Annotated in this window: 16 protein-coding genes; 9 read left to right on the top strand and 7 right to left on the bottom strand. The window is 62.0% G+C overall.

Features of this window, described 5'->3' with window-relative positions:
- Positions 1-3: 3 nt before the first annotated feature.
- Positions 4-402, bottom strand: a complete 399-nt coding sequence (locus tag B0G80_RS37880; RefSeq protein WP_106281515.1) for a DUF2471 family protein — start codon at positions 400-402, stop codon at positions 4-6.
- A 104-nt stretch (positions 403-506) separates the two neighbouring features.
- Positions 507-1,145, bottom strand: coding sequence for a helix-turn-helix domain-containing protein (locus tag B0G80_RS37875; RefSeq protein WP_116122768.1), 639 nt, complete (start codon positions 1,143-1,145; stop codon positions 507-509).
- Positions 1,146-1,294: 149 nt separating this feature from the next.
- Between B0G80_RS37875 and B0G80_RS37870 the strand changes: the two genes are divergently transcribed.
- Complete coding sequence (locus B0G80_RS37870) at positions 1,295-2,494, top strand: glycine C-acetyltransferase (RefSeq protein WP_116122767.1); 1,200 nt, start codon at positions 1,295-1,297, stop codon at positions 2,492-2,494.
- A 13-nt stretch (positions 2,495-2,507) separates the two neighbouring features.
- A complete protein-coding gene (gene tdh / locus B0G80_RS37865) occupies positions 2,508-3,539 on the top strand; it encodes an L-threonine 3-dehydrogenase (protein WP_116123881.1) in 1,032 nt (343 codons plus the stop codon).
- 90 nt (positions 3,540-3,629) lie between these two features.
- Here tdh and B0G80_RS37860 read toward each other — a convergent pair whose 3' ends face one another.
- On the bottom strand, positions 3,630-4,280 hold the full coding sequence (locus tag B0G80_RS37860; protein ID WP_116122766.1) for a YceI family protein: 651 nt from the start codon (positions 4,278-4,280) through the stop codon (positions 3,630-3,632).
- Positions 4,281-4,388: 108 nt separating this feature from the next.
- On the opposite strand from B0G80_RS37860, the gene B0G80_RS37855 reads away from it, so the two are divergent.
- The 3 genes from B0G80_RS37855 (at position 4,389) to B0G80_RS37845 (ending at position 6,279) form a co-directional block, all read left to right on the top strand.
- Positions 4,389-5,054 carry a TetR/AcrR family transcriptional regulator gene (locus tag B0G80_RS37855; RefSeq protein WP_116122765.1) on the top strand — a complete coding sequence of 222 codons (666 nt, stop codon included), beginning with the start codon at positions 4,389-4,391 and terminating at the stop codon, positions 5,052-5,054.
- A gap of 13 nt (positions 5,055-5,067) precedes the next feature.
- On the top strand, positions 5,068-5,547 hold the full coding sequence (locus B0G80_RS37850) for a nuclear transport factor 2 family protein (RefSeq protein ID WP_106281526.1): 480 nt from the start codon (positions 5,068-5,070) through the stop codon (positions 5,545-5,547).
- 213 nt (positions 5,548-5,760) lie between these two features.
- A complete protein-coding gene (locus B0G80_RS37845) occupies positions 5,761-6,279 on the top strand; it encodes a hypothetical protein (protein WP_116122764.1) in 519 nt (172 codons plus the stop codon).
- 64 nt (positions 6,280-6,343) lie between these two features.
- Here the strand turns inward: B0G80_RS37845 and B0G80_RS37840 are convergent, their stop codons facing one another.
- Together B0G80_RS37840 and B0G80_RS37835 are read right to left on the bottom strand one after the other, a co-directional pair.
- Positions 6,344-6,700, bottom strand: a complete 357-nt coding sequence (locus B0G80_RS37840) for a superinfection immunity protein (protein WP_116122763.1) — start codon at positions 6,698-6,700, stop codon at positions 6,344-6,346.
- 43 nt (positions 6,701-6,743) lie between these two features.
- Positions 6,744-7,019: a hypothetical protein gene (locus B0G80_RS37835; RefSeq protein WP_116122762.1), complete on the bottom strand. Its 276-nt coding sequence runs from the start codon at positions 7,017-7,019 to the stop codon at positions 6,744-6,746.
- 310 nt (positions 7,020-7,329) lie between these two features.
- Between B0G80_RS37835 and B0G80_RS37830 the strand changes: the two genes are divergently transcribed.
- The gene (locus B0G80_RS37830) at positions 7,330-7,581 is read left to right on the top strand and encodes a hypothetical protein (protein ID WP_116122761.1); all 252 of its coding nucleotides are present in this window, start codon (positions 7,330-7,332) and stop codon (positions 7,579-7,581) included.
- A 945-nt stretch (positions 7,582-8,526) separates the two neighbouring features.
- Here the strand turns inward: B0G80_RS37830 and B0G80_RS37820 are convergent.
- A complete protein-coding gene (locus tag B0G80_RS37820) occupies positions 8,527-9,774 on the bottom strand; it encodes an ATP-binding protein (protein ID WP_116122759.1) in 1,248 nt (415 codons plus the stop codon).
- Positions 9,758-10,498, bottom strand: coding sequence for a response regulator (locus tag B0G80_RS37815; protein ID WP_116122758.1), 741 nt, complete (start codon positions 10,496-10,498; stop codon positions 9,758-9,760). The genes B0G80_RS37820 and B0G80_RS37815 overlap by 17 nt, the downstream gene beginning before the upstream one ends.
- Before the next feature lie 360 nt (positions 10,499-10,858).
- Here B0G80_RS37815 and B0G80_RS37810 point away from each other — a divergent pair, with 360 nt between their 5' ends.
- Genes B0G80_RS37810 through B0G80_RS37800 form a run of 3 tightly spaced genes read left to right on the top strand, consistent with a single transcriptional unit; the run spans position 10,859 to position 16,734 of the window.
- The gene (locus tag B0G80_RS37810) at positions 10,859-12,088 is read left to right on the top strand and encodes an efflux RND transporter periplasmic adaptor subunit (RefSeq protein ID WP_116122757.1); all 1,230 of its coding nucleotides are present in this window, start codon (positions 10,859-10,861) and stop codon (positions 12,086-12,088) included.
- 12 nt (positions 12,089-12,100) lie between these two features.
- Entirely contained in the window at positions 12,101-15,298 is a 3,198-nt protein-coding gene (locus B0G80_RS37805; RefSeq protein ID WP_116122756.1) for an efflux RND transporter permease subunit, read from the top strand.
- A complete protein-coding gene (locus B0G80_RS37800) occupies positions 15,295-16,734 on the top strand; it encodes an efflux transporter outer membrane subunit (protein WP_116122755.1) in 1,440 nt (479 codons plus the stop codon). Before B0G80_RS37805 ends, B0G80_RS37800 begins: the two co-directional genes overlap by 4 nt.
- Positions 16,735-16,800: the final 66 nt, after the last annotated feature.

Here is a 16,800-nt window from a genome sequence, read left to right as displayed (position 1 = left end):
CGGTCAGTCGCCCCAGGCGCGTGCATGTTTGAGAGGCGCGTTCTCCGACGACGGCTGCGCAGCGCGACGTGCCGCCTCCTCATAAGCACTGACCGCGAAGGCGAACACGGCAGGCAGTGCCGTGGATGTACCGAAATCCACCGCCTCGTCCGTTTCCGGATACGGCAGATCGGACGGCCGTTGAAAAAGGCCAAGCATGACTGCGTCGTGCCGGCTGGCAAAGCCGAGGTCAGCCAGCGCTTCGGCTTCGATGGCATGCAGCAGACGCCAGCTGAGCGGCACCTCCTGAACGATGTAGCGCGCAGCGATATTGCGCACGATGCGTTCGAGATCGCGCGCCGCGGTTTGATAGCGCAGCGCGGCCAGAGCATGGTCGGTCGAGTCGGTTGTCAGGTTGTTCATGATCGGCTCCAGTCGATACCCTGTACTGTACAAATATACAGTGTTGGATGCAACCTCAGCCGAAGTGTCGATTCCGCCAACTGCTAGCCACGGTGCGCCGAAAATCAGCCGTGAATCACCACCAGCAGCGCCTTAGCCTCGCCCTTTCCGGCGTTGCGGATCGCGTGCGGCTCGTCGGCGACATAGCGCGCGGTGTCCGCTGATTTCAGCCGCTTCGTCGTGCCTGCCGCCTCAATTTCGATCGATCCTTGCAGCACGGTCAGATGCTCGCGCGTGCCGGGTTCGTGCGCGTTCGACACCAGCGCCCCGCCCGGCTGCAGCGTCAACTCGTACCATTCGAACTTGCCGGCCAGCTCGATCGGCCCCCACACGCGCAACTGATACTTGGCGTCGTGCCCACTCAACGTGGGAATCTCGTGCGGACCGGAGACGGCGATCGCTTCCGGCGTCTTTTGCGGCGCGAACAGCGAATCCAGGCTGACGCCGAGCGCATTGGTCAGACGCCACGCTACCGCAATGGTCGGATTGGCCTTGTCGCGCTCGATTTCCGAGAGCATCGATTTCGACACGCCGGCCGCGCGCGACAGATCGTCGAGCGTCATGCGCCGTTCGGCGCGCAAACGCTGAATCTGTTCGCCGACGCGCGGCGGCGCCGCGACTGCCGGCACCGACATTACGCCTGAAGTGGGCGCCGCGTTGGCTGCCGCGCGGCGGATACCCGAACTTGCCATTTCCTGACCCATCGTTTAGAGTTGTTCGACATACCGGATTTTAGTTCGGAAAAACGAAAATATCCGATAAAACTGACAGCCGACTATAACAGGCCGCCTCGTGGTCGCACATGCCGAACACGCTGACACAGGCGCCATCACCCATTTCAGGAGTCTGGTTCATGCGTGACCTTTACCTCGCCCATCTGCGCGGCACCCTCGAACAGATTCGCGCCGACGGCTTTTACAAGAACGAGCGCGTGATCGCCAGCCGGCAATCGGCTGACATTCGTCTGGCTAACGGCACCGACGTGCTGAACTTCTGCGCGAACAATTACCTCGGCCTCGCCGGCGACGCGCGGCTGATCGACGCCGCCAAGCAAGGCCTCGACAACGACGGCTTCGGCATGGCGTCCGTGCGCTTTATCTGCGGCACGCAAACCGTGCATAAAGATCTGGAACACGCGCTTGCCGAGTTTCTGCAGACTGACGATTGCATCCTCTACTCCAGCTGCTTCGACGCAAACGGCGGTCTGTTCGAAACCTTGCTCGACGAAAACGACGCCATCATCAGCGACGAGCTGAACCACGCGAGCATCATCGACGGCGTGCGGCTTTCGAAGGCGAAGCGCTTTCGCTACAAGAACAACGATCTCGCCGATCTCGAAGCGAAACTGATCGAAGCGAAGGCCGCGGGCGCACGCTTCACACTGATCGCGACCGACGGCGTGTTCTCCATGGACGGCATCATCGCCAATCTCGCCGGCATCTGCGATCTGGCCGACCGTTACGGCGCGCTCGTCATGGTCGACGATTCGCACGCGGTGGGTTTTGTCGGCGAACATGGGCGCGGCACGCCGGAACATTGCGGCGTGCTGTCGCGCGTCGACATCATTACCGGCACGCTGGGTAAAGCGCTCGGCGGCGCATCGGGCGGCTACGTGGCCGCGCGCAAGGAGATCGTGGAGTTGCTGCGGCAGCGCTCGCGTCCCTATCTGTTCTCGAACACGCTGACACCGAGCATCGCCGCTGCTTCGCTGAAAGTGCTCGAACTGCTGGCGAGCGAAGAAGGCGCGCAACTGCGCGCACGTGTACGCGAAAACGGCGCGCACTTCCGCAGCAAAATGAGCGCGCTCGGTTTTACGCTCGTGCCCGGCGAGCATCCGATCATTCCGGTCATGCTCGGCGACGCGCAACTCGCTTCAAAAATGGCCGACGCACTGTTGAAAGAAGGCGTGTACGTGATCGGCTTCTCGTTCCCTGTCGTGCCGAAGGGCCGCGCGCGCATTCGCACGCAGATGAGCGCCGCCCATACGCCCGAACAGATCGACCGCGCGGTGGATGCATTCGCGCGCGTCGGCCGCGAACTCGGCGTCATTTAAAACGGAGGCGCACATGAAAGCATTGGCAAAACTCGAACGCGCTCCCGGCCTCACGCTCACGGACGTCAAGAAACCCGAAGTCGGTCACAACGACGTGATGATCCGCATCACGCGCACGGCGATTTGCGGCACCGATATTCACATCTGGAAGTGGGACGACTGGGCGCAAAAAACGATTCCCGTGCCGATGCATGTCGGCCACGAATACGTAGGTGAAATCGTCGAAATGGGCCAGGAAGTGCGTGGCTTTGCGATTGGCGATCGCGTGTCGGGCGAAGGACATATCACCTGCGGTTTCTGCCGCAATTGTCGCGCGGGGCGCCGGCATTTGTGCCGCAATACGGTGGGCGTCGGCGTGAATCGCGAAGGCGCGTTTGCCGAGTATCTGGTGATTCCGGCCTTCAACGCCTTCAAGATTCCGCCGGAGATTTCCGACGACCTCGCCGCGATTTTCGATCCGTTCGGCAACGCCACGCACACGGCGCTGTCGTTCAACCTGGTCGGCGAAGACGTGCTGATTACCGGCGCCGGACCCATCGGCATCATCGCGGTGGCGATCGCGAAACATGTGGGCGCGCGCAACGTCGTGATCACCGACGTCAACGACTATCGCCTCGAACTCGCGCGCAAGATGGGTGCGACGCGCGCGGTCAATGTCTCGCGCGAATCGTTGCGCGACGTGATGGCGGATCTGCACATGACAGAAGGTTTCGACGTCGGGCTGGAAATGTCAGGTGTGCCGAGCGCGTTCACCGGCATGCTCGAAGCAATGAACCACGGCGGCAAGATTGCGCTGCTCGGTATTCCGCCCGCGCAGACCGCGATCGACTGGACCCAGGTGATCTTCAAAGGCCTCGAAATCAAGGGCATTTATGGGCGCGAGATGTTCGAGACCTGGTACAAGATGGTCGCGATGCTGCAAAGCGGCCTGGATCTCTCGCCGATCCTCACGCACCATTTCAAGGTCGACGACTATCAGGAAGCGTTCGCCACGATGCTCTCAGGCGAGAGTGGCAAGGTCATTCTCGACTGGACGGCCGCGTGAGTTAACACGTGGTGAATCTGCTTTGACGCGCGCTATCGTAGCAGCGCGCGCACAGCGCAAAACGCCTGGTTCAAAACGCCCGCACCGCGCTCACCCGCCTGCGGGCGTTTTGACGAATTCGGCCTGAACGCGCACGTGAATATCATCGCCGACGGCCGGATACCACGTTGCCAAACCGAACTTCGCACGGCTGAAATGACCCTCGGCGGAAAAGCCGAGCGTGTCTTTTTTCGTGAGCGGATCGGGGGCAAAACCGTTGAAGGTGACGTCGAGCGTGACCGGTTGCGTGACGCCGCGAATCGTCAGATCGCCAGTCAACGTGCCGCGCGATTCGCCCGTGCGCTCAAAACGCGTGCTGACGAAGCGAATCTCCGGATAGCGCTCCACGTCGAGCATGTTTGCGCTCTTCACCATCTTGTCCAGCAACGGCACATTCGTATCGATGCTGGCGGCGTCGATTGTCACCGATGCCGTGCTCTTGTCGAGACCGCCTTCGTTCCAGTCGAGTTCTCCCTTCTTGCGATCGAAGCGCGCCGTGAAGCGTGAATACTTGAAGTGATCGATGTCGAAGGTAATGCTGCAGTGATCCGGATCGATTTCGTAGCGGCCGGGCGGCACGCGCGTTTCGTTCTGGCTGACCGTGTGCGTAAGCACTTGCACAGGCGTGCAGGCCACCATCGTCAGTAGCGTTGCGCTGAGCAAGGCGCGCGCTAACGTGGCGCGGAGAGTCAGTGTGCTCATGAAGTTGGTTCCCGTTGACCGATCGTGCACAAGATAGCAGTTCGCGCGTCCTGCCTGCAAAAACGCAAAAGGCTTGACGAAGGAGAATGATCGTTCTACCCTTCGTCCATGGCTTCCGAAACTCACACTGATTCAGTCACTCCCGGCAGCGCGCGCGAGCGGCTGCTGGACGCGGCTGAGGCGCTGATCTACGCCGGCGGCATTCACGCAACGGGCGTGGACGCCATCGTCAAACAGTCCGGCACGGCGCGCAAAAGCTTTTACACGCATTTCGAATCGAAAGATGCGCTCGTTGCGGCCGCACTCGACCGGCGCGACGAACGCTGGATGAACTGGTTTATCGCGGGCACGCAGCGGCATGGCAAGACGGCGAAGAAACGCCTGCTCGGCATGTTCGAAGTGCTGCGCGAATGGTTTGCATCGGAGGATTTTCACGGTTGCGCGTTTCTGAACGCGTCCGGTGAGATTGCCTCCGCGGACGACCCGATCCGGGTCGTCGCGCGCCATCACAAGGAACGCCTGCTGGCGTTCGTGCGAACCGAATGCGATGCATTCGCGGCGGAGTCGGATATCGACACCCGCCGCGCGGCGCGCCTGTCGCGTCAATGGCTGATCCTGCTCGACGGCGCCATTGCCGTGGCTTTGGTGAGCGGCGAGCCCGATGCCGCCCTCGACGCGCAGACCGCAGCCCAAGTCCTGCTCGACGCGGAGTGCGCGGACGAGCCAGGCATACCGCCAAGCAAACGACCGCCGTCCCGGCGAACCGCAACCTGACTGAGGAACCATCATGGCCGACTCGATTGAAACCCGCCCGCCTCTGCCGCCCTTCACACGCGAAACCGCGATCCAGAAAGTGCGTGCCGCCGAAGACGGCTGGAATACCCGCGACCCCGAGCGCGTGTCGCTCGCCTACACGGTGGATAGCGTATGGCGCAACCGCGCCGAATTCACGAATGGTCGCGCGGAGATTGTCGGCTTGTTGCGCCGCAAGTGGGCGAGAGAACTCGATTACCGTTTGATCAAGGAACTGTGGGCATTCACCGATAACCGCATCGCCGTGCGTTTTGCCTATGAATGGCACGACGATTCGAACAACTGGTTCCGCTCGTACGGCAACGAGAACTGGGAATTCGACGAGCATGGACTGATGGCGCGCCGTCACGCGAGCATCAACGATATGCCGATTCGCGAAGCCGACCGTCTTTATCACTGGCCGCTCGGCCGCCGCCCTGACGACCATCCGAGCCTGTCCGATCTCGGTCTTTGACCTTCCGCGGGTGAACGCGTGAGGCGCGTTCACCGCTCTGCCATCGGTTCTCCGTTACTGTTGTGTCTGCGCTACCGGGCACGTCTTGTGCCCGCGCGCCCGAGCGTGTCCTCAACATCGTGTGTGCGGCTTGAGGTACAGTGCGCGACGGACGGCAAGCAGGCATACCCAGAACATAGATGACGCCGGCGCGCGACCGGTGGCGGAGAGGACATGCATTTTCGGCAGATCAACAAGAACATTCGACGTACCGCAGTAGCGCTCGTTGCCAGCTTCGCCGCTGCCACCGCCGCGCATGCCGGCGACTGGTGCGAGGGCGGCATATGGGTCGACGCCATGCTGGGTTCGTATCACATCAACCCCGACCCGAACACACACTTCGAGCAGTTCAACCCGGGCCTCGGCGTCGAATGCTGGCTCAATAACCAATGGGCGTTGACTGCCGGCGGCTTTCGCAACTCGTTGCGCCGGCCTTCGTATTACGGTGGCGGGGTATGGGCGCCGGAATTCGCGCACTGGGGCATTGTGCGGATCGCGGCCATCGGCGGGATTATCTCGGGCTATAACTATGGCAACTGGGGCCTGGGCCGCGACCATACGATCGGGCCGGTGGTCGCGCCTATCGTCATGGTCGAGTACAAGCGCGTGGGCGCGAACTTCATTGTGATTCCGCCGATTCCGTCAGATGATCTTCCGTTCACGATCGGCTTTCAGTTGAAGGTGAAGTTCTAACCGAACTATCGATACCGCGATAGCTTGCAGTCATCCGAAGACGCCACGCAACCAGCAGCCCGAGCTAAATCTTCCGCCGACTACTACGCGCCGCAATGCGCGCAACGATCGGCACAACACGCGGATTGAACGCCGGGATCGAACTACCACGGCATTCAGCGCGAGCGACGATTGTATCGATAGTGATTCGCGCGACCGCGCGTTGCGCCCGCATCGCGAAGTGCTTCAGACGGCGATCGCTCACTGGATGCCGCGCCCAGATCAGCGCCGCGAACCAACCGATCACCGTCCATCCGAGCAGGATGTTCACCATGGTCACCGCGAAGGCGTCTTTCCGTTCTCTTGCGTCCGCAATCATTGCGGGCACCAGATACAGCATCAGCGCACCCAGAACCGCTGCACCTTCAATAACCTTCAACATTTCGACACCTCGCTACAGCCTTGGTACGCACACGACTTTCAGATTAGTGACCTGCGTACACGCGACCGAACGACTGGTCCGGTTGACGGCTGCCGGATTCCGAGGACGACGTTACGACGCCACCGTACGAACTATTGACTGAACCGACAGCGTTGTTGCGTTCTGCTGCGACGGTTTGCGCGCTTTGGCCGCGCTGCGAAGCGGGGGCGCCGACCGACGGACGATACGAAGGTGCCGGGCCGTAGCCGCTAGCAAATGCGGGAGCAGCGAAAGCAGTAGTCGCTGCGACGAGCAAGGCTGCAAGAAGTTTGCTTTTCATGATGAACCTCCAATGCGATTTTTTAGAAGCACCGCGAATCGGGTGAGACGCGCGTTGCTGACAAGATGCAGTTTAGTCGGCGCCTATCTTTTTTCTATGCCGATAGGTTGAAATCACAGTTGCTGCAAACCGAACAATGGGACGAGGCGCTGCCCATGGCGGGATTCCGGGCATCCCCGCACTTAAAAAAGCCGATTACGAATGGTCTACGGGTGGCCGAAAACAGGGAGTCGCCCGCGGTGATAGCATCCCGACGGGTAAGTCGTGACAACGACAAAGTGTGAATCCGGTCTGCGAGTGGAGATTCGAAATGTCATCACGTATCGACAAGTCTTCGCTGGTGCTCGACAGCATCGAAAACGATGAGCACAACCGGTGCGTGGATCTGTTCCTGCGTTCAGACAGCACCTACGGATTTGAAGAGTTTCGCCGCGATGTTGAAGACGGCGGAGCCTGGACGCCGGTCCAATACTATTCGGGTGCCGTGTTTGCTTCGAAGGAAGAAGCACTCGACGCCGCAAAAAAAACAGTCGTCTGGCTTGCCGATAGGGTCGCTCGTTGAGGTGAGCCGTTCCAGGATGGTGAGGATTTCCAGGAGATAGCGCCACACCGGTGAATGGTGAGGAATTCCAGGAGACGGCACCACCACGATCAAAGGTGAGGAATTCCAGGAGGTCACTTCATTACGTTCAACGGTGAAGCTTTCCAGGAGACAGACAGTTCAAATTTGCTGAGAGGTGAGCAGTCCCAGGAGCGGGAGCCGCACCTTAGTCAGAAACAAAAGACGTCTAGGTGAGCCGTTCCATGACACAACCCGGCAAAGGTGAGCGATTCCAGGAGGTGAGTCATCGCCGCGTTGAATTCGCACCGAAGATAAGGTGAGGATTTCCAGGGAGTTCAATTCATAGCGCCGACGGTGAAGCATCAAGCGCCCAAGCACCTCACCTCGAAGGGCATCGACGCAGTGCCGACGCCGCCCATCTGCTTACATCCTCTTCCATATACAAACAAAGCGTGAACGCATCAGCTCGCCCGCGCAACGCTGCAAAAAGTCACGTCGCCCGCGCCATCGGGCCACACACGCGCTCACGAGTTTCGCAGCAAGCGCCTTTCACCACCGAGCTTGTAACGGCTTCGTAAAACATGATCTTTCGCCGGTTGATAAGTTGCGCATGACTCGAAACGTCGCCAGTCCAAACACGTACGACGACGTGACGTGACCATAGACTTATCGAAGGGAGAAAGCATGAAGAAGTTATTGGCAATTGCGACGCTGGTCGCCTTGAGCGCAACCTTGAGCGGATGCTGGTGGGGACCGCCTCCGGGTTGGGGCGGCGGCGGCCCGGGTCACAGTGGTCCCGGGGGCGGCGGCCCCGGTGGAGGCGATGGACCTCACGGTGCGATCGTCGTTCCCGGCAACGTCGCTCCAGCCTGACCGATACACGCCGCGCGTGAGTTCACGCGCGGCAATCGTGCGAACAGCTTATCTACGCAATCACGAGAGCAACTACGCCGGAAACGTCATCGACACCACGAACCCGCCGTCGGCCGCATTATCCGCATGAAAAGCGCCGCTGTTATAGCGCACCAGACGCCGAACGATCGCGAGGCCCAAGCCACAATGCGCATCGCCGCTGCGTGCTTCGTCGAGTCGCACGAAGGGTTGCAGCGCGCGGTCGAGCTGACCGCCGGGAATGCCGCCGCCGTGATCGCGCACCTCTAGCGTGAAGCGGCCGTTATGCCGTGACGTCGAGATTTCCACCGGCGGTTCACCATAGGTGAGTGCGTTCTCGATCAGGTTCGTCAGAATCCGGTCCAGGTCGACGAGCGGCAACTCGAAGCCGTCGCCGGCGTGCAGATTCAGACGCACGAGGGCATCGTCGGCGAGACTGTCGCCGTAATGCCGTCGGCAATGCGCGTCGACATTAGTGCGCGGCGACGTATCCGCGGTCTCGCGCGCGAAATCCAGAAACTGCGTGACGATGCGCGACAACGACTCCGCGTCGCGCAAAAAGCCGCGACGGTTCGCCTCGTCGGGCAGAAGATCCGCGCGCACCTGCATGCGCGTGATCGGCGCGCGCAGATCGTGCGCCACGCCGGCGAGCATCACCGCGCGTTCCTGGTCGGCCTGCGCAAGCTCATGCACCATCTGATTGAAGTCACCGATCAATTCCTTCAACTCGCGCGGACCGCTCGCCTCGACGACCGGCGCGCGATGGCCGATGCGGAATTCGCGCGCCGCAAGCGCAAGCCGATGCAATGGCCGCTGCAAATGCCAGGCGCCAACCAACGCGATGATCACGGCAAGCACCAGCATGGTTGCCGATGCGCCGAGAAAGCGCCGTGGCGGCAGCATCGAATTCTGCAGTTTGAGCCAGTCTGAGTAGCCCGCGTAGTGCACCCACACCGTGCCGTCATCGGCGTCGGCCACCACCTGGCTGCCCGGCGGCAACTTCGCTCGCAGGTCCCGTTCGAATGGACCCGACGTGTTCTCGCATGGCGCGGGACAGCCTGCCGCGATTGCGTCGCTCGCCTTGACATACGACACGCCGAGTATCGCCGAAACGTGCGACGCGGCCAGTGCGCCGTCGTGTTCGGCCTGGACAGCCAGAAGCAGCGCCTGCCGCGCATGACTCGTATCGATCTGCCCGCGCTCACGGTCCACGAGCAGCAGGGCGGTGATGTGCACCAGCACGATCAGGCTCACCGTCATCAACGAGAGCCGCCCGAACAGTGTGTTAAAGGGATTGGTCATCGTCACTGCCGCCAGGCACGAACATGTAGCCGGTGCCGCGTATGGTCTGAATCAGGCGCGGATTGGCCGGATCCTCTTCGAGCAGACGGCGCAGGCGCCACACCGGCACGTCGATACCGCGTTCGGTCACTTCCGAATACGGGCCGTGCAGCAGATCGACGAGCTTCGAGCGCGACAGTGTTTCCATGGGATGCAGGGCGAGCACTTCAAGCAACGCATATTCACTGCCGGTCAGCTTGAGCGGCTCGTCGTCGCGAAACAGCGTACGGCTCGCGAAATCGAGCCGGAAGCGGCCGAAGCGCAGCGCCTCGCGCTTCTCGACCGGCGTTGCCACAGCAGGCGCCGGTTGCGCATGCCGGCGCAGCACGGCATGAATGCGTGCGAGCAATTCCTGCGGCATGAACGGTTTGCCGAGATAGTCGTCGGCGCCGAGTTCGAGACCGACCACGCGATCCACGTCGTCGGCGCGCGCGGTCAGCATGATCACGGGAATCGTGTCGCCGTCGGCGCGTAATTGCTTGAGAGCGCTGAGTCCGTCGATGCCCGGCATCATCAGATCGAGCACGATGATGGACGGCCGCTCGCGTTCGAGCCGGCGAGCCAGATGATTGGCGTCGTGCAGCACGGACATCTCGATGCCGCGTTGCTGGAAGAAGGTTCGGAGCAGGTCGCGGAGGTCGGCGTCGTCGTCGACCAGTAGAACCTGGATGGGCGTGTCTGACATGGCTGGGCCCTGATCGATGAGGACATTTGACTGACGGCGTTTGCGCGCGCCTGTCGCTCGTCGAAATATATCGAATCGCGCGGCGCCGGCGGTTTCGGGTTCTTAACCGTGCTTACAGTTTATTACGGCAGCGGCGCCAGTTCGAGTGGGTTGCGCGAACTGGCGCGTCCCTTCACGCCCCTCCACGCGATGACTCCTCACCGCGTTACACGTCGTAAACCCTTTCTAAGCCACCGTAAGACGCTGCTCTCTATGCTGGGCCCCATCTTGCCGCCGGCGCGGCGCTGCGTGGGCTCTTCGCGAGCGAACGGCGCATGCCGGGCGGCCCTCGGTTGAATCCAGTCGAAGGATGCTCACAGCATGCCCACTCTCTCCATCGCGGTCGAACCGTCGCGGCGCGCGCCGGCGTTCACGCTTCTTGCCGCGGCCGTTGCCGCCGCTACTTTCATGTTATCGGGTTGCGGCGAACAGGCGTCTCACGGGCCGATGCAGTCGGTTCCCGAAGTCAGCGTGGAAACGATCACACCGCATACCGTCGTGTCGAGCACGGAATTGTCCGGGCGGCTCTCGGCGATTCGCGTCGCCGAAGTCAGGCCGCAGGTAGAAGGTATCGTCAGAAAGCGCCTGTTCACCGAGGGCTCGCAAGTCGCGGCCGGCGCCGTGCTGTATCAGATCGACGCGTCCAGTTACCAAGCCACTTATGACCAGGCAGTCGGCACGCTGGCCAAAGCAGTGGCGACGGCCAGCGCCGCGCAGACCAAGGCCGCGCGCTATGCCGAGCTCTCGAAGATCCAGGGCGTGAGTCGCCAGGACTACGACGACGCCGTCGCCGCATTGGACGAAGCAAAGGCCGACGTGGTCGCCGATCGCGCTGCGTTAAAGACCGCGGCGATCAACCTCGGCTACACGAAGGTGGTGGCGCCGATTGCGGGCCGCATCGGCAAATCGAGCGTGACCGAAGGCGCGCTCGTGACTGCCGAACAGACCACCGCGCTCGCAACCGTGCAAGCAACCACGGAAATGTATCTCGACGTCACGCGCTCTTCCGCGGACTGGCTGCGCTTGCAGAAGGAATTCGCGAGCGGGCGATTGCAGCAGTCGGGTACGGACGGCGCCGTCGTTCATCTGGTGATGGAAGACGGCAGCACGTATGCGCAACCTGGCAAGCTGCTGTTCTCCGATATCACCGTCGATGCCACCACCGGTTCGGTCACCTTGCGCTGCGTGTTTCCCAATCCGGACGGCGTGTTGCTGCCTGGCATGTTCGTGCGCGCGCGACTCGAAGAAGGCGTGAATCAGCAGGCGATCACAGTGCCGCAACTCGCGGTCTCGCGTGCGTCGGACGGCTCGGCCAGCGTGCTCACCGTCGGCGCCGACAACAAGGTCGCGCAAACCACCGTGACCGCCGACACCGCATCAGGCAGCGACTGGCTCGTCACGAGCGGCCTCAAGGCGGGCGATCGCGTGATCGTCGCGGGCTCGCAGAACGCGCGCGCGGGCGCGGTCGTCAAGCCTGTCGAAAGTCCCGGCACATCGGGCAAATCGGGTACGCCCGCCACCGCGGACAACACGTCGGCAGCACATAGTTAAAGCGAGATTCTCATGGCAGGATTTTTTATCAACCGACCGATTCTCGCGTGGGTCATCGCCATCGTCATCATGATGATTGGCGGCGCTTCCATCGGCACGCTTCCGGTCGAACAGTATCCGAGCGTGGCGCCGGTCTCCGTGCAGATCACCGCGACGTATCCCGGCGCTTCGGCGGAAACAATCGCGACTACCGTCACGCAGGTGATCGAGCAGAAGCTGAGCGGCATCGACCATCTGCTCTACATGTCGTCCACCAGCAGTTCGTCGGGACAAGCGCGTATCACACTGACGTTTCAGCAGGGCACCAACGCGGACATTGCTCAGGTGCAGGTGCAGAACAAGGTCGAGCAGGCCAGTTCGTCGCTGCCGGAGACGGTTCAGGAGCAAGGCGTGCAGGTCGCGAAAGCGGCCAACGCTTTCCTGATGATCGTGTCCTTGTCGTCGACGGACGGCAGCATGAATTCCATCGATCTCGGCAATATCATCGCGACGCAAATCGAGGACCCGCTCACGCAGATCGACGGCGTGGGCGACGTCACGCTGTTCGGCGCGCAACACGCCATGCGCATCTGGCTCGACCCGGTGAAGTTGCAGGCAGTCGGACTGACCACGGCCGACGTGACCACCGTGATCACGAATCAGAACGTGCAACTCTCGGTGGGCCAGATTGGCGGCTTGCCTTCCACGAAAACGCAGGCCATCAACGCGACGGTTTCCGCGTCGAGCCTGCTCACCACGCCCGCGCAGTTCGGCGCGATTCTGTTGCGTGTGAATAGCGACGGCTCGAAGGTCATGCTCAAGGACGTCGCGCGCGTCGAGGTGGGCGGCGACGACTACAGTACGGACTCGCGCCTGAACGGCAAGCCGGCCGCATCGCTCGCGGTCAAGCTCGCGAGCGGCGCGAATGCCATGAGCGTGGCGAAGGCCGTGCGTGCGAAGCTCGACGAACTGAGCGGGCAGTTGCCGCGCAACGTGGTGGTCGATTATCCATACGACACCACGCCGTTCGTGAAGATCTCGATCGAAGAAGTGGTGAAGACACTGGTCGAAGCGGTCATGCTGGTGTTCGTCGTGATGTACGTGTTTTTGCAGAACCTGCGCGCGACGCTGATTCCGACCATTGTCGTGCCGGTCGCTTTGCTCGGCACGTTCGCGGTGATGTCGGCGGTCGGCTTTTCGATCAACGTGCTGTCGATGTTCGGGCTCGTGCTGGCGATCGGCCTGCTGGTGGACGACGCCATCGTGGTCGTCGAAAACGTCGAGCGGTTGATCGCCGAAGAAGGACTGTCGCCCGTCGAAGCCACGCGCAAGGCGATGAAGCAGATCACCGGCGCGCTGGTCGGCATCACGACGGTCTTGATCGCCGTGTTCATTCCGATGGCTTTCTTCTCCGGCTCGACCGGTGCGATCTACCGGCAGTTCTCCGTGACGATCGTCGCAGCGATGCTTCTCTCGGTGTTCCTCGCGCTCACACTCACGCCGGCGCTGTGCGCGACCTTGTTGCGGCGCGCGGACGTCGAGCATCACGCGAAGCGTGGCGTGTTCGGCTGGTTCAACCGCGTGCTTGCGCGCGGCACCGATCGCTACGACTCGGCGGTCTCGCGTGTGATCGGCAATCCGATCCGCTACATGGTGATCTACGTATTGATCGCGGGCGTCGTGGCGTTGCTCTTCATGAAACTGCCGTCGTCGTACCTGCCGGACGAGGATCAGGGGATCATCATCACGTCGATTTCCACGCCCGTCGGCACGCCGGCCGCGCAGACGCTGGAGACCGTGAAAAAAGTCGAAGCTTATTATCTCGGGCTTCCACAGGTCGACAAGATCATCGCGCTGACGGGTTTCAGTTTCAACGGCTCCGGACAGAACAACGCGTTGACCTTCGTCAAGCTCAAGGACTGGAGCACCCGGCGCGGCGAAGACGGCTCGGCGGCGTCGCTGATCCAGCACGCCAACATGCACTTCGCGGCCACGCGCGACGCGCAGATTTTCGCGCTCAATCCGCCAGCCATTCAGGAACTCGGCACGCAGAGCGGCCTCGACTTCGAACTGGAAGATCGCGCGGGCCAAGGTCACGACAAGCTGATGGCCGCGCGCCAGCAACTGCTCGCGCTCGCAGCCAAAGACAGCGCGCTGTCCGGCATGCGCCCCGGCGGTCTCGACGACACGCCGCAGTTCCACGTCGACATCGACCGTGAGAAGGCGAGCGCGCTCGGACTTTCCATTGCCGATGTGAACGACACGTTGCAGACCGCGTTCGGCTCGTCGTATGTGAACAACTATGTCGATACGGGGCGGATTCAAAAGGTCTACGTGCAGGCCGACGCGCCGTACCGGATGATGCCGTCGGACATCGGCCGATGGTATGTGCGGTCGAGCACCGCTTCGACGAGCACAAGTACAAGTGCGGCCACCACAACGAGCAGTACGAGCACCACGACCACCAGCGGGTACGACGGCGAGATGGTGCCATTCTCCGCCTTCGCCACCGGCAAATGGACCTTTGGGCCGCCGCAGATCGAGCGCTTCAACCGCACGCTGGCGATGGAAATCACCGCGCAAACCGGTGCGAATACCAGCACGGGCCAGGCAATGGACGCCGTCGACGCGCTGGTCAGGAAACTGCCCGCGGGCTACGGCATCGACTGGACTGGACAATCATACCAGGAGCGCATCGCCGGCTCTCAGGCGATCTATCTGTACGCGATCTCGTTGGTCGTCGTGTTCCTCTGTCTCGCCGGACTGTACGAAAGCTGGTCCATTCCGATCGCGGTGATTCTGGTGGTGCCGCTCGGCGTGCTGGGCGCGGTGCTGGGCGCGCATATCCGCGGGCTCTCCGACGACATTTATTTCAAGGTCGGCCTGCTCGCGACCATTGGTCTGTCCACCAAGAACGCGATCCTGATTGTCGAATTCGCCAAGGATCTGCAAGCGCAGGGCCGTGGACTGGTCGAGGCCATCGTCGAAGCCGCCAGGCTGCGGCTGCGGCCGATTCTGATGACGTCGCTCGCGTTCATATTCGGCGTCTTGCCGCTCGTGATCAGCAGCGGCGCCGGTTCGGCGAGCCGTCATGCGATCGGCACCGGTGTGATGGGCGGCATGATTGCCGCGACGCTCCTCGCGATTTTCTTCGTGCCGGTGTTCTTCGTCGTCGTGCGACGCCTGTTCGGCGAACACGGCGACCCCAAGCAACAGGAAGGTGTTGAATGATGAGACTCAAACTCGGTGCCGGTGCAGTGGCGTTTGCGCTCGCCGTGCTCGCGGGCTGCACGCTCGATCCGCACTATGAACGGCCGGCAGCGCCGGTGGCGGTGGCGTATCCGCAAGGCGATGCTTACGAAAGCACAAGCACGAGCACGGCGGCGGCTGCAAACAGCGCGAGCGCTACGGCCGCCACATCACCGCTTGCCGTCGATACTGCATGGCGTAGTTTCTTTCGCGACGAACGCCTGCAACGATTGATCGAAATCGCGCTCGCGAACAACCGCGACTTGCGCGTGGCGGCGTTGAACGTCGCCGAATACGAGGCGCAATACCGCATCACGCGCGCCGCGCTCGCGCCGTCGATCAGCGCGAGCGGCAGCCTGACTCGTGAGCGGACCCAAGGCGTGACGAGCAGCGCCAGCGACCTCAACGTCGGCACGACGTCGTGGGAAATCGATTTCTTTGGACGCCTGCGAAGCCTGAAGCGTCAGGCGCTGGAAAACTATCTCGCAACGGATGCATCGCGGCAAAGCACGCGGATCAGTCTGATCGCGACGGTGGCGACCGACTATCTGACCTTGCTGTCCGATGAACGCCTGTTGCAGTTGACCGAAGACACGGTCAAGGCGGATCAGTCGACCTACGACGTGACGAAGCGCGTCCAGGAGTTGGGCAATTCGTCTCTGCTCGACGTGCAACAGGCCGAGAACTCGTTGGCGAGCGCGAAGGCGAGTCTTGCGTCTTACCGTCGCGCTGTCGCGCAGGATCGCAACAACCTGGTCGCTGTGCTCGGCGCGCCGATTCCCGATGACCTGCCGCCCGCCCGCTCATTCGACGACGAGTCGATGTTCGCCGACATCGGTGCGGGCGTGCCGTCGCTGCTGCTCACCCGTCGTCCTGACATCGTGCAGGCGGAGCACGCGTTAAAAGCGGCGAATGCGAACATCGGCGCCGCGCGCGCCGCGTTTTTTCCGAAGATCGAGCTGACCGCGACGGCCGGCACGTCGAGTTCGACGCTCTCGAGCCTGTTCAAGGCCGGCACCGGAGCGTGGGCATTTGCGCCGAGCGTGTCGATGCCGATCTTCGATTACGGCAGCAACAAGGCATCGCTCGATGTCGCGAAGATCGAGAAGCAGATCGAGGTCGCCGACTATGAAAGCACGATCCAGACGGCGTTCAAGGAGGTTTCGAATGCGCTGACGGCGCGCGCCACTTATGTCGATCAGGTGCAGGCGGATCGCGAATACGTGGCGTCCTCGCAGCGGTACTACACGTTGGCCGAAGCGCGTTACAAGGCGGGCACCGATAGCTTTCTCACGTTCCTCGATGCGCAGCGCACGCTCTACACCGCGCAACAGCAACTCGCGACGGACACGCTGTCGCGGCAAGCGAATCTCGTGACTTTATACAAGGTGTTGGGCGGAGGTTGGGAGCAGGGCTGAAAGCTTACAGGTGAGAAGATTCGGGAACTGGCGAGGTGAGAATATCGCTACCTGTGCGCGCACTTT

This window comes from Paraburkholderia sp. BL6669N2 (assembly GCF_003387275.1).
GTDB lineage: Bacteria > Pseudomonadota > Gammaproteobacteria > Burkholderiales > Burkholderiaceae > Paraburkholderia.
This window is presented reverse-complemented; position numbering and strand designations above follow the sequence as displayed.